At 71.6% G+C, this 12,352-nt stretch carries 11 protein-coding genes; 1 reads left to right on the forward strand and 10 read right to left on the reverse strand.

What is annotated here, in order from left to right:
* Positions 1–180 precede the first annotated feature (180 nt).
* The 8 genes from G6030_RS00180 to G6030_RS00215 form a co-directional block, all read right to left on the reverse strand.
* Positions 181–915, reverse strand: coding sequence for a phosphodiesterase (locus G6030_RS00180; protein WP_182641810.1), 735 nt, complete (start codon positions 913–915; stop codon positions 181–183).
* A gap of 102 nt (positions 916–1,017) precedes the next feature.
* Positions 1,018–2,223, reverse strand: coding sequence for a DUF3322 and DUF2220 domain-containing protein (locus G6030_RS00185; protein ID WP_182641811.1), 1,206 nt, complete (start codon positions 2,221–2,223; stop codon positions 1,018–1,020).
* Between the two features lies 1 nt (position 2,224).
* Positions 2,225–5,545, reverse strand: coding sequence for an ATP-binding protein (locus G6030_RS00190; protein ID WP_182641812.1), 3,321 nt, complete (start codon positions 5,543–5,545; stop codon positions 2,225–2,227).
* A complete protein-coding gene (locus G6030_RS00195) occupies positions 5,538–6,257 on the reverse strand; it encodes a DUF4194 domain-containing protein (protein ID WP_182641813.1) in 720 nt (239 codons plus the stop codon). Before G6030_RS00195 ends, G6030_RS00190 begins: the two co-directional genes overlap by 8 nt.
* Positions 6,254–7,750: a DUF3375 domain-containing protein gene (locus G6030_RS00200; RefSeq protein WP_182641814.1), complete on the reverse strand. Its 1,497-nt coding sequence runs from the start codon at positions 7,748–7,750 to the stop codon at positions 6,254–6,256. Before G6030_RS00200 ends, G6030_RS00195 begins: the two co-directional genes overlap by 4 nt.
* Before the next feature lie 117 nt (positions 7,751–7,867).
* Positions 7,868–8,467, reverse strand: coding sequence for an energy-coupling factor transporter transmembrane protein EcfT (locus G6030_RS00205; protein ID WP_182641815.1), 600 nt, complete (start codon positions 8,465–8,467; stop codon positions 7,868–7,870).
* Complete coding sequence (locus tag G6030_RS00210; protein WP_182641816.1) at positions 8,468–9,196, reverse strand: ATP-binding cassette domain-containing protein; 729 nt, start codon at positions 9,194–9,196, stop codon at positions 8,468–8,470.
* Complete coding sequence (locus G6030_RS00215) at positions 9,193–9,795, reverse strand: biotin transporter BioY (protein ID WP_182641817.1); 603 nt, start codon at positions 9,793–9,795, stop codon at positions 9,193–9,195. The genes G6030_RS00210 and G6030_RS00215 overlap by 4 nt, the downstream gene beginning before the upstream one ends.
* Positions 9,796–9,971: 176 nt before the next feature.
* Here G6030_RS00215 and G6030_RS00220 point away from each other — a divergent pair, with 176 nt between their 5' ends.
* Complete coding sequence (locus G6030_RS00220; RefSeq protein WP_347238535.1) at positions 9,972–11,300, forward strand: hypothetical protein; 1,329 nt, start codon at positions 9,972–9,974, stop codon at positions 11,298–11,300.
* On the opposite strand, the gene G6030_RS00225 is transcribed toward G6030_RS00220, so the two are convergent.
* Positions 11,280–11,756 carry a DUF1801 domain-containing protein gene (locus tag G6030_RS00225; protein WP_347238536.1) on the reverse strand — a complete coding sequence of 159 codons (477 nt, stop codon included), beginning with the start codon at positions 11,754–11,756 and terminating at the stop codon, positions 11,280–11,282. The genes G6030_RS00220 and G6030_RS00225 overlap by 21 nt on opposite strands.
* Before the next feature lie 46 nt (positions 11,757–11,802).
* Positions 11,803–12,352: XRE family transcriptional regulator (locus G6030_RS00230; RefSeq protein ID WP_182641819.1), on the reverse strand; the 550-nt coding region annotated here is incomplete at its 5' end.

A 12,352-nucleotide genomic window follows, 5' to 3' on the forward strand; every position in this document is an offset into this window, starting at 1 on the left:
CCGCCACCGCCGTGTCGGCCGGCGACCCGTACGTGTTCCTCGCCGGGGAGGCGAGCCTGGTCCGGGCCATGCGCCGACTCGCCGTGGACGCCGCCGGGGTGCCCAAGGAGGCCGTGGCGTTCATGGGCTACTGGAGGCGCGGCGCCGCGGAGTGCTGAGCGCGTCGGCCCGCCGGCCCGGTCACGCCCGGTCGGGGGGCGGGTACGACGGATCCCGCAGCGCCCTGAGGACGTGCGGATAGCGCGACCCGGGGAGGCGGTTACCGATGGGATCGAAGTGCAGGTCCTCGTCGTCGTCCTCCCACGTGTCCACGGTGAGTCGGCCCAGGGTCCGCCACCTGCCGAGGGGCGTGGCGTGCTGCAGCGTCCACGTGCCGCCGTCGCCGCCGGGGATCGCGGCCAGCAGGAGCGGTCGGCCGGCGATGAGCACGGGGAACATGGAGGTCATCGTGCGGCCGGTCGTGCGCCAGCCCGCGGTGAGGACGTAGCGGCTCAGCGGGCCTGTGCCCGTGCTGGCCAGCAGGATGTCCACGGGTCGTTCGGCGTGAATCCGGACGGCCATGCCGCCGATGTCGGGGACCGCGTCCGGCAGGCCCACCGCCCGCGAGAAGCGGACGGTCGCCGGCCACCGGCCCGTGACGTCCAGCAGCGGTGAGCCCGTGCGTCCGACCCCCGTCACGCTCAGCGTGGCCCTCGCGATGACGCCCTTGGGGTGCAGCGCCTTGGGGCGGGCCAGTCGCGCCACCGCCGCCACCGCGCCGAACGCCGTGCCCACCAGGCTGGACACCGGCGCCGACCGCAGCGCCACCTCCTTCGACTCGGAGGTTTTCGGCACGAGCGCGGACGTGGCAGCGGTGTCGTCCGTGTCGGCCGGGGTGGAGCGGCCGCGGCCGGGTTTCCGGGTCTCTCGGGACATGAGGCCACGATACCCAGCGGCGGGCGGTCGGGAGCGGCGCTGATCACGGGCGGGGCGGGTCGCCAACGAGACGCGTGCTTCCGGGGCCGGGCCGACGCGGGTTCAGTCGAGCGCCGATCGAAGGCGGGGCAGCGCCCAGTCCCACGGGATACGTTCCTGCTCCAGCCGGAGGTCGCCCCGGCCGGTCAGCGCCTCGAGTGTGGAGACCTCGCCAGCGGTGAGTCGCGTGGGCGCGGTGCGGGCGGGCGTGGGCTCGGGGACCGTGAACTCGCCCCAGGCGTCGAGCGTCTCGACGTCCATGAGGACGCTGACCGCGTGCGGCGCGTGGTGTCGGAGTCTGTCGAGGATCGCGAAACCGTGGGAGTCGAGGTCGCCCCAATAGACGATGCGGGCGGTCATCGCCCAGGGCAGTGCGGCGACGGCATCGACCGCGAAGCCCCGGCCGAACAGGCCGACCGCGCCGGGCAGGTCGGGGAGCGCGAGGAACGTGGTGAGATTCTCGACGACGACGAGGGCGCGCGGCCCTTCCGAACCGGGCCACAGCGCGGCGAGCTGATCGACCGGGCTCTCCACATCGCGCAGTGGGAAGTCGATCGAGGGGTCGAGGATCCGCATCCTCACGCGGAGGTCGGAGCGTTTCAGCCCGAGACCGGCGACAGTGACCGCGCCGTCGGGGGTCGCGCTGTCGCGACCGCTTCGTGCCGCGTCGACCAGTTGCTCGACCACGCGGAGCCGGGATTCGATCCACTTGGTGTCGACTCCGGGGACCGCGATCTCGCGCGCCCGCAATCCCTCCGTGGGATGCGCGAGCGCCCACCGGCAGACGGCGAGCAGGCGCTCCATGTCCGCGTCGCTCAGCTTCTCCCAGGTCGGTGCGGTGGCCGCGGCGGCGAGTCGCAGGACCGACTCGTCGGGGCCCAACCGGAGCAGGTCGGTGGCCCTGGCGAGCATCGCCTCCCAGTGCGCGGCTCGTCCCGCGATCCGCGCGATCGCCCGGTCGCCCCGAACCTCCACGCGCTGAGGGAGAGCGACCACGCCGAACCCGGGCAATCGGCGTTCCACCCAGGCGATCCCCACGTCGCGGGCGTCCTGGGCGGAGTCGAACTCCCGCCACCGCCGGATCCAGTCCGCCGTGCCGGCCGGGTCGTCCGAGGCGCGCGTCGCCGTCGGGGATGCGGTGGAGAATCGCAGGACGTACGCGGCAGCGGAGTCCGGGTCGGCGATCCACTCGCGGTACCGGCGGGTGAACCGGGTGGCGCACGCTTCGGCCAGATCATCGGGAGCGCGCGGCGTCGTCGGCCCGGCCATGTCAGCTCGCGGCTTCCCAGGTGACCCGCTCGATGCGGGAGCGGCTCCCGTCCTCGATGCCCACCACCACCAGACCACCGATGTACGGCTCGAGGGTCTGCAACAACTTGAGCGGAGTCGCCAGAACCATGTGGAATCCGAAATCGGTGAAGACGTCCATCGCGCGGCGCGTGTAGTCGGGGTCTGCCCGGTCGAACGCCTCGTCGAGGACCACGGTTCCGTAGCGCGGCACATCGGCGTCGATGTCCGCGAGCTGGAACCGCAGAGCCGCGGCGAGACAGAAGAACACCAGCTTCTGCGCCTGACCGCCCGACAGGCCGGAGGAGGAATCGTGGTAGTTGGTCGGCGTCCCGTCCTCGTCGATCTCGACGCCGATGAAGCCGACGTGTCGCCGGGTGTCCAGCACGGTCTGCCGCCAGCGTCGGTCGGCGGAATCCGCGGATCCCAGCCGGTCCAAGAGTCGTGACATCACCGCGAAACCGGCCTCCGCGGTGTCGACGGTGCGCTTGTCGAGCGCTCCGGACACCGCCTTCTCCAGGTCGCTCAGGAAGTCTGTGACGGTCTCGGTACGTCGGTCACGCACCTCGATCTGCAGCCACCGGCCGGACTGGAACTCCGATCGGCGCAGCGAGTCGTTGACCGGTCTGATCCCGGCCTCGATCTCGGAGCGGGCGCGGCGGATGTGACGGGCGAGTTCGCCCAGATTCCGGGTCTGCATGTCCCCGATGAGCCCGAGGAATCGGTCCTCGAACTCCGCGAGGCGGTCCCGGCGAAGCTGGACCAGCCATTCGACGGCCTCGCCGACGAATTCCGGGTCGGATTTGAGATCGGCCTTCTTGGCCGGCCACAGCTCCAGGTACGACGTGAGAACCGCGGTGATGCGCCGATGGATCCGGTCGCGCTCGGTCGCGGTGGACACCTGCTCGGCGGCGATGGACCGCTCGGCACGCTGGCAGACTTCCTGCACGTTCTCGGCCGTCAGGCGGCGCGTCGCAGCCGCCAGGCGTTCGCGGATGCGGGCCGCGGCGCCCTCGTCGACGTCGCGCCTCTCGTGACCGGTCAGGTCGGCGAGCCGCCGCTCGAGACCCTCCACGACGCTCGCGGCAACCGCTCCGGCCCGGTTCGCGGAGTCGTACTCCGCCTGGGCCCGCGACTGCGCCTCCTCGGCGGCGCGCAGGTCCCGCTCCATCTCCGCGACCTCGGGATGCTGCTCCCGCCATTGGTCCAGGCGATCTCGGGCAGCCCGGGCGCGATCCTCGGCGGTGTCGGCGTCCAACTCCTCCCAGCGCAGGCCCAGGAGCGTGGCAGCCGCGCGCTGGCGGGCGCGACGCTGCGCGTCGAGGTCGTCCAGTCCGGCCCACTGTCGCTCGTGGGTGTCGATACGTGCCCGGATCTCGTTCCGGAGGGTGGTCAGTGCCTCCACCTTGGAGTCGTCCATACTGCCCAGCTGGAACGCCGCCGGGTCGTCGATCCGACGGCGGTCGTCCTTCTCGAACCGCGCCCCGCGTCTGATCAACCCGTGCAGAGTGACGGCCTTGTCATGCTGCTCCAGTTCGGCCGCGGTCTCCACGCAGGTCACGTCGAATTCGGCCGCGAGTCTGCGGTTGAGCCACTGGAGGAACGGCCCGGCGGCGGGGCGGACCTTCCGGACGAGGCTGTGCGGGCCGGTCCTGCGGGCGGCGGAGTCGTCGCCGTGGTCGACCACCTCGTAGACCAGGCGGACGCCCAGGTGGGTCAAGTCGACGGCGGCGGCTACCCGGTCCCGGAGGTGGTCGGGGACGAGCATCGTGCGGGCGAAGCCGGACAGGACCCGCTCGATCGCGGGACGCCAGCGGGCGTGCTCGGCGGGGACGTCGAGGAGTTCTCCGGCGAACGGTAGTTCGCGCGCGCTCAGCCCCGCCGCCTCGCACACGAGGTCCCGGGCGGCCAGCAGCCGGGAATCGATGTTCGAGCGGTGTCGCAGCAGCGCCTGCAGCTGCGCGGTCACCTCCTCGAGCGAGCGCTGTTCCTCGTTGAGGGACCCGGCCACCTCCCGCAGCGTCTCGCGATCTCGCGCCCGCTCGGCCTCCTGTTCCGCGTCCTCGCGCTCGAGCGTGGCGAGCAGGGCGGCGAAGTCCTCGGCCGAAGTCGGAAGGGCGCCGCCCAGGCGCTCGACCTCCGTCTCCGCACGCGCACGCCGTGCGGAGACGTCGGCGGAGTGTTCGAGGGCCCGGTCGAGGTCTCTCGCGAGCTCATCTCGCCCGGCGCCGGCGCTACCCCGGAGTCGGGCGCGGATGTCGTCGGTCGCCGTGCGTCGCACATCGAGTCGATCTCGTGCGGACGCGATGGTGGAGTCCGCGGCCACCAGCGCCCCGCGGGCCGTCCGCAGCTCCTCCTCGACGAGTTCGATGGTCACGGCGGCCTGCACCGCGGGAAAAGCCTCACTCTCAGCGTCCAGCTCGTCGGCCAGCGCCAGCACGCGGTCCCGGGAGGCCCGCAGGTCGGCGAGCGGGGCCAGATGGGCGATCTGCTTGCGCACGTCGACCACCGACCGGTGGGCCTCACGAAGCTGCGAGAACTGCGCCACTGCGCGGTCGGCCACCGCGAAGGTACCCGGCTCCTCCAACATGAAGTCGCGGAAGAGCTGGTCGAGACTGGACAGCGACTTGGCGGACAGGGTCCGGTGCAGCAGGAGCTGAGCGGACTCGGAGGCGATGCCCAGCCGACGCCGGAACGAGGCGGCGAACGCCGAGTAGCTGTCGTGGAACCTCACGTCCGGGATCTCCCGCTTGAGCGCCCGCTTGTCGATGCCACTGCGGAGGTAGCCGAACAGGTCCGGCAGGTCCGTGGGCTCGTCGGACGAGTGCTCGCGGACCCCGTGGAGACGCTTGACCCCGGCCGCGGAATTGTCGCCCGAACGCAGGTAGAGCAACAGGAGAAGCGTCACGCTGGTGCCGCGGCCGTCCGAGTAGGTCAGGGCGATCGCGGAGAACGTGGCCTTGGGACGCAGGTAGACGGAGGCCAGGTCGCCGGATTCGGCGTCGGCTCCCCGCCGCCAGGCACCACGGATGTAGGACACGAGGGTTCGCCCCGATCCCCGTCCCGCCTCCTCCTGCGCGGCGGCGTTGAATCGCAGGTGCGCCGGGGGCACGAGCACCGCTGAGACCGCATCGATGAGGGTCGATTTGCCGGACCCGGATCCGCCGGTGATGAGGAACCCCTTCCGCGGCACCTCCACGTCGTGATACCCGTCAAGCGTTCCCCAGTTGCACACCTGGATTCGCGACAGGCGCAGCTGATCGGGGTGTTCCGGAGCTCCGGGAAGCTGTAGGGCCTCAGTCATCGTCGACCACCTCGTCGTCGTCGAACAGAGCGTCGTCCCGCCCGCCGGCCGGTTCGCCGTCGTGCTCACCGTCGGCCCCATCGCGCGCCTCGATCAAGGCGCGGTACTCGTCGCGGATCCCCGCGACGACGTCCGCGTCGAACAGGTGGCGGAGGACGGGGGAGACCTCGGCGCGCCCCTCTGTCTCCGTGTCGGAGAGCAGCGAGTAGCTCTTGAGCCGGTTCCACGAGGCGTCGAACTTGCGCGCATACCGGCTCCGATCGGAGTCGACGACGGAACGGTAGACGTCGACCCGCTCGGCCACGTCCTCGCGATCCACGATCACCCGCTCGCCGGGCTGGGCCACGGACAACTCGGACCGTAGGTGCAGCAGCAGGACGGTGTCCATGTGCGACAGCGTCTCGGTCCGCAGTACCGCCGGGACCTCGACCCGACCACCCGTGTCGACCTGCCTGGTGAAGGCGATACCGGCGTCGTGGTCCAGCACCAGATCGAGGAACACGTCCGCCAGTCGCGATCGCATGGCGGGCTCGTCGGATACCACAGCCGCCCAGATCTCCGGCTGGCGATGCGCCTGCACCAGCGGGCCCGTGAGCAGCCGTGCCAACGCGCGTCTGGAGGCGAAGGACAGCGTCCCGGTGTCACCGGGCCACAGGCCGTCATCACCCGCACCGTCAGGTCTGTCGGGATCGGCCGTCGCAGGGGTCGTCACAGATCCTCCTCCAGAACTCGATCGGCCGTGAACACCAGGGTCGGGATCCGGGCGCTCAAGGTGGGGCCGGATCCACTCGTCCATGTGACGGTCTCGACCGAACGCGGGTCATCCGGTGGTGCCTCGGCCTGCGTGGTGATGGCCAGGTTCAACAGCCCGACGATACTGGCGACGCCCTGGGTGGCCGGGTGTTCGCGGAGGATCGCCCCGATGGATGACGGGCCGAGCCTGGACACCACGTCGCGGACATGGGCGCGGAGTTCGGCCTCGTCGATCTCCGAGGCACGGACAAGCGCCGTGAGGGCCTCGAGGTCCGCGTGGCCCTCCTCGTGGTGCGCGACCTCCGCCGCCACCCGTTCCTCTCCCGGATTCCGCAGGCGCAGCGCGCTCACAGACCGGACCGACATTCCGACCCGACGGAGCGGCACCGACATCTGACTGGTCGGCTTCACGGCGCGCGCGCCGCTCGCCTCGGCTGCCGCGGCGCGGGCGGACCGGATCAGTGCCAGCATCTGCCGGTGCTCGACGTAGGCGTCGGAGGTGACGAAGTGCCGCAGGCTGCGAGACAGAGAGGTGAGGACACCGTTGACCTCAGCCCCGGCGGTCTCCATCTCGTCGAACAGCTCCCGCAGGCCCCGCCTGGCTGACGGGGGTAGGTCGGCGACCTGCGGTCGGCTCAGGATGTCGTCGATCCACGTGTCGACCGACGCCGAGCGTTCGGGATCGAGGAGCACCGAGTAGAAGGACGAGAAGCTGCGGCCGGCCTCGGAGTCACCGATGAGGTCGACGCCGCCGAAGACGGCGTCGAGGACGTCACCGCGCGCGCCGTCCTGGTCGAGGAGACGACGACGGAGGTCTTGGTTGAGCGACTCGAATTCGGCGCGGACGCGGGCGAAATCGGCGGGTATGTCATCCGCCCCGCGGAGGATCTCCGACACCTTCTCCCCGACCTGCTCCGGGCCCGCGAGCTCGAGGTCACCCGCCTCGACACGTGCGATGGCGGCGTCGATACGGTCGCGCTCCCGGTGGAGGGCGGCCAGCCGGCCCTGAACGGACGGGTCGGTGTCCCGTGCGAGGTCCTCCAGTTGCCGGGTGAGCGTCTCGACGCGGGACACGGTCAGTCCGCGTCGCGGTGTCTGCAGGCCGTCGAGGAAGTCCATCACCACGAGTGCGGACCGGGTCGGTTCGAGCGTCTCGCCCGTCGCCGCGGTGCCGGGTCTGCGCAGCATCCAGCCGGCGTCGACCCATTGACGTACGTAGGCCTGGGCTGTTCCCGGAACGTCCGCGCCGGAGTCGCGGACGGCCGTCAGGGTCCTGTCGAGGAATTCGTAGAACTCCGAGGACGGGACACGCCGTGACGACCCCTCGAAGACCTCCGTGAGCACCGCCACGATGAGCGGCCACAACTGGGCACGCAGCAGCGAGAGGGCGGATGATTCGCCGTTCAGCCTGGAGAGCTGGAGGAAACGGGCGAGCGCGGACACGAGTCTCATGGTGGCACGCGGTGCCGCTTCATCCTCCAGAGTGTTCGGAACACGTAGTGCGAGAAGGGGGTGCGCGGAACGCTCTTGTCGATGGGCCGGGGCGGCGGATGCCGACGGTTGGCCGGTTCAGTCGTCGACGCCGCGGGCGGCCAGGGCGTCACCGAGCTGGTCGGCCGTCGTGAGCGCGCCGAGGACGGTGGGCACCACGAGCGCGCGGATCGACATGCCCAGGCCGCGCGCCCTGCGGGCCTCGGTGACCTGCTGTAGTCGGCGGGCGATGAGCGGGATCGCACGGATCGTCAGCACGAGCACCAGCGCGATGCGGTCCGGCGAGACACCGACGTGGCGCAGGGGGCTCGCGGCGCGCGTGACCGCGTCGAGCATGTCGGAGATGCGGGTCGTCAGCGCGACGAGGCCGGCCACCGCGATGGCCACCAGTAGCGCGCCGCACACCCGCAGGGCGGTGTCGAGGTCGGCGACGACCCACTGCAGGACGAGGATCGCGACGAGCATCGGTAGGACCGGCCGGATCTGCTCCCACGCGGCTCGGGGCCGGATGCGACCGATCGCGTACAGCACCGCGGTCAGGGCGAACGCGGGCAGGACGTGCCACGGCTCGCGGATCAGCAGGGTCGCGGCCAGGATGAGCACGCACACCACCAGGATCTTCAGCCCGGCGGGGAGGCGGTGCAGCAGCGAGTCGCCCGGTTGGTAGGTGGCGAACATCTACGCGACCGGCCCCGCGCCCAACGCGATCCGCCGGTAGCCGGCCAGCGCGGGCCCGGGGGAGTCGTCGATCACCACGCGGCCGCCGTCGACCACCAGCACGCGATCGAAATCGGCGACCAGGTCCAGGTCGTGCGTGACCACGACCAGCTGCTGCTCGAGAGCGGCGAACGTCTCCGCCACCAACTGACGGTTACGCAGGTCGAGGAGGGTCGTGGGCTCGTCGGCCACGATGACCGAGGGTTCGATCACCAGCACGGCCGCCAGCGCGAGCAACTGCTTCTGCCCCCCGGACAGGAGGTGGCACGGATGACCGGCATGCCCGGCGAGGCCGAACGTCTCGAGCACCTGGCCGACTCGTCGTCGTCGTTCCTCCTTGCCCATCCCGGAGCGCCGCAGGGAGAAGTCCACGTCCTCCGCCACGGTGGGCATGACGATCTGGGTGTCCGGATCGGTGAAGCAGAAGCCCACCCGGCGCCGGACCTGCGCGCCCTTGCGCCGCGTGTCCAGGCCGTCGACCGTCACGGTGCCGGACGTGGGGACGACCAGCCCGTTGATCATGCGCGCCAGCGTGGACTTGCCGCCGCCGTTGACGCCGACGATGCCGATGCGACGTTCGGTGAGGGTGAGGTCGACGCCCGAGAGGACGGGCCGGTCGCCGTAGGCGTGGCCGACTCCGTCGAAGCGGATCTCGGCGCCGCGCGGGCCCGGGTCGTTCGGGCTGGTCACGCTGCCGTGGGACGCTGCCCGCGCAGCGGTGCGATCAGCCCGGGACGCGCGCGGTGCACCTGCGACGCCACGATCGCGGTGACCACCGCCTTGAGCAGGTCGCCGGGCAGGAAGACCGTGTTGGCGGCGATCGCGCCCGTGACGGTGAGCTCGGTGCGGAGGAGCATGCCGGCGACGCCGACCGCGTAGATCACCCCGATGCCGCCGACGATGTTGATGAGTAACCCCGGCAGCACGCGGTAGCGCGGCAGGACCCACGCCGTGAGCAGGCCGATGACGATCACCGCCGGGATCCAGCCGATGAGGAAGCCCGCCGTGGGACCGGCCAGCGAGGTCAGGGTGGTGCGGCCGCCCGCGAGCACCGGCAGTGCCAGGCCGATGACCATCACCGCGAGCACCGACAGGGCGCCCTTGCGCCAGCCGAGCAGGGAACCCGCGAGCATCACGCCGAGGGTCTGCAGCGTGATGGGCACGCCCGCCGAGCCGATGCTGATCTGGCCGGGCAGCCCGAGCACCACGATGAGGGCGGCGAACACCGCGATCTGGGCGAGGTCCCGGGTCGCGCTGCGGGCCGGGGCCGTGTCGATCGACATGCTCATGACACTCCTTGCTGACGCTGCGGCCGCGAGGCGACCTGAACACCGTTCATTGTGGCACGGGGGGTGGCCCGGCGCACAGTGGGGTCGGCGGGAGCGGCGCCGCCCGGACGTGACGCCCCTCGCGGTGCGGATCCCGGGATAGGGTGACCGGGATCACATCGGTGTGGGGGGGGATCGTGACCACTGGATCGGCTTCAGCGCCACGTAACCGGGTCGCCGCCGTCGTCGTGGCGGTGATGGTCGCCCTGGCGGCGGTCGCGTCGCCCGCCCCCGTCGGCGCGCAGCCGTACACCCGCTATCTCGACATCTCCTATCTCGACATCGCCGCGGACAACCCGCACGGCGAGCGGCCGGGCGGATTCGCGACCGCGTTGTCCACCGACCCCGACGAGCTGCGGGCCGCGTTGGAGTCCGCGCGCGCGGCCGGAGTGGCGCCCGAACGCTACGGCACCCTCGCGCGGCAGTACTGGCTGGCCGTGGGCGCGGAGAACGCCGGCATCGACCTCGGCGCGTGGGATCCCGCGCGCGGACTCGAGGCCAACCTCGACACGGTCGACAAGGTGTACGTCAATTACCTGCGGCTCCACAACTACCACGACGGCTTCTGGTGGACCGGCATGGCGGGACTCGCCGGCATGTCCTTCGCCGCCGGATTCTGGGACCTCGACGACGTGGGCGGCCTGCTCAGCGTCCCCGGGGTGCTCGAGCTCGGCGCCGGGGTCGGCGGCGCGCTCGCCGGGATGCCGTGGGAGCTGGCGCAGGACATGCCGGCCGACGTCCGCCTGCTGGCCACCGTCGGGCCGACGCTGCGGCAGGCCGACATCGACTGGTACCTGCACCGGCTCCTGGCCATGCAGCGCAACATCTTCATGGACATGGTCCCGATGCACGAGGCCTACGCCGCGGAGGGGATGCCCGCGATCGAGGAGCTCGCGGCGAGCGGTGCCTACGACGACTACGTGGTCGAGGCGTGGCGGCAGCTCGACAGCGGCACCCCGGAGGGCCGATCCGAGGCGCTGATGCGGATGGCGTCGCGCGAGCAGAACCAGATCATCGCCGACCAGTGGGACGCGACCGCCGCCGCCCGCGGCGACGTCGGGCGGGTGCTGACCTACATCACCACCATCGGTGGCGCGCCCGACGTCCCGGGCGCCTCCGCGCTCGGTGAGTTCCGGCCGCTGACCGTCCGCGCCGACGTGGGCGGGCGGCCGACCGTCGTGCACACTCCGCTGCCCGGGTTCAACTGGGCCGACCGCGAGCCCCGGTGGGACTACATCGAGCAGGACCTGGTGCCGGCGTTCCGGTCGCTGGTGCGGGACCGAGCCGCCGAGGCCCCGCGCTACCTCGGGGTCGAGTTCCGGCCCCGGGCCGAGCAGAACCGGATCCTCGCGCGGTTGCCGGCCTTCGTCGGCCAGATGACGTCCGGGTGGGTGATCGCCCCCGCGCCGGCGCCTGCTCCCGCGCCGGCGCCCGCGGCCCCGCCGTCAGAGGTCCTGGCCGGGTAACCGGCTGGCCTGCTCGATCCACGAGCGCAGCAGGTCGTCGTCCAACTCGTCGTCGCGGCGGATGTCGAAGTACCGCATCTCCGGATGCTTGGAGCCCTTCGGCGGCATCGGGTCGAGCGAGGTCCCCCGGTAGAACTGCAGCTGCACGTAGTGGGTGAAACACCGGAACGACAGGAACCACCCGGCGCCCTCGTGGCCGTAGAGGGGTTGGTTCCACTTGACGCCCTTGTGCACGCCCGGGACGGTCTGCACGATCAGGTCGTCGAGGTGCTGTCCGATCGCCTGCTTCCACTCCGGCATGGCCGCGATGTAGTCGCGGACCGGGCCGGGGCCCTCGCCCTTGGGGATCTGCGGGTTGCCGCCGCTGAGCAGTTTCGGGCTGTCGGCGGACGGGCCGTCGGTGGTCATGGCGTACTCCTCCCTGGTGGTGACCGTGCTCGCCGAGTAGGTGATCACCGAGTGGGTGCGAGCCGATCCGGTGCCCCCTCCACGGTACGACCGGTCAGTCCCTCGCGGTGCTGGCCCGGATATGCGCTCGTTCGCCCTGCCGGCCCACCAGGCTGAGGAACTCCACCGGGCCGGCGCTGGTGGCACCGAACCAGTGCGGGGTGCGGGTGTCGAACTCGGCAGCCTCGCCCGGGGTGAGGATGAGGTCGTGCTCGCCGAGGACCAGTCGCAGCCGGCCGTCCAGCACGAACACCCAGTCGTGGCCGTCGTGGACGTGGAGGTGCGGCTCGTCGTCGTCCCTCCCCCGGGGTAGCACGAACTTGTACGCCTGGATCCCGCCCGGCCGGCGTGACAACGGGATGACGGTGGCGCCGTAGTCGGTGGTGAAGGGCCGCAGGGCGATGCGGGGGTCGCCGGTCGGCGGGGCGTCGACGAGGTGGTCCAGCGTGACGCCGTGCGCCCGCGCGAGCGGCAGCAGCAGTTCGAGCGTGGGCCGGCGCTGTCCCGACTCGAGGCGGGACAGCGTGCTGGGGGAGATGCCGGTCTTGTCGGCGAGCTCGGCGAGGGTCATGTCGCGGCGCCGTCGCAGGGACCGCAGGCGGGGT

It is taken from the genome of Dietzia sp. E1, from assembly GCF_014145015.1.
Taxonomy (GTDB): domain Bacteria; phylum Actinomycetota; class Actinomycetes; order Mycobacteriales; family Mycobacteriaceae; genus Dietzia; species Dietzia cinnamea_A.

Bases quoted from the DNA above. Each gene is read 5' to 3' on its own strand.
- G6030_RS00215 (WP_182641817.1), bottom strand. From the start codon at position 9,795: ATGAGCATGTCGATCGACACGGCCCCGGCCCGCAGCGCGACCCGGGAC.
- G6030_RS00185 (WP_182641811.1), bottom strand. From the start codon at position 2,223: ATGGCCGGGCCGACGACGCCGCGCGCTCCCGATGATCTGGCCGAAGCG.
- G6030_RS00205 (WP_182641815.1), bottom strand. From the start codon at position 8,467: ATGTTCGCCACCTACCAACCGGGCGACTCGCTGCTGCACCGCCTCCCC.
- G6030_RS00180 (WP_182641810.1), bottom strand. From the start codon at position 915: ATGTCCCGAGAGACCCGGAAACCCGGCCGCGGCCGCTCCACCCCGGCC.
- G6030_RS00200 (WP_182641814.1), bottom strand. From the start codon at position 7,750: ATGAGACTCGTGTCCGCGCTCGCCCGTTTCCTCCAGCTCTCCAGGCTG.
- G6030_RS00190 (WP_182641812.1), bottom strand. From the start codon at position 5,545: ATGACTGAGGCCCTACAGCTTCCCGGAGCTCCGGAACACCCCGATCAG.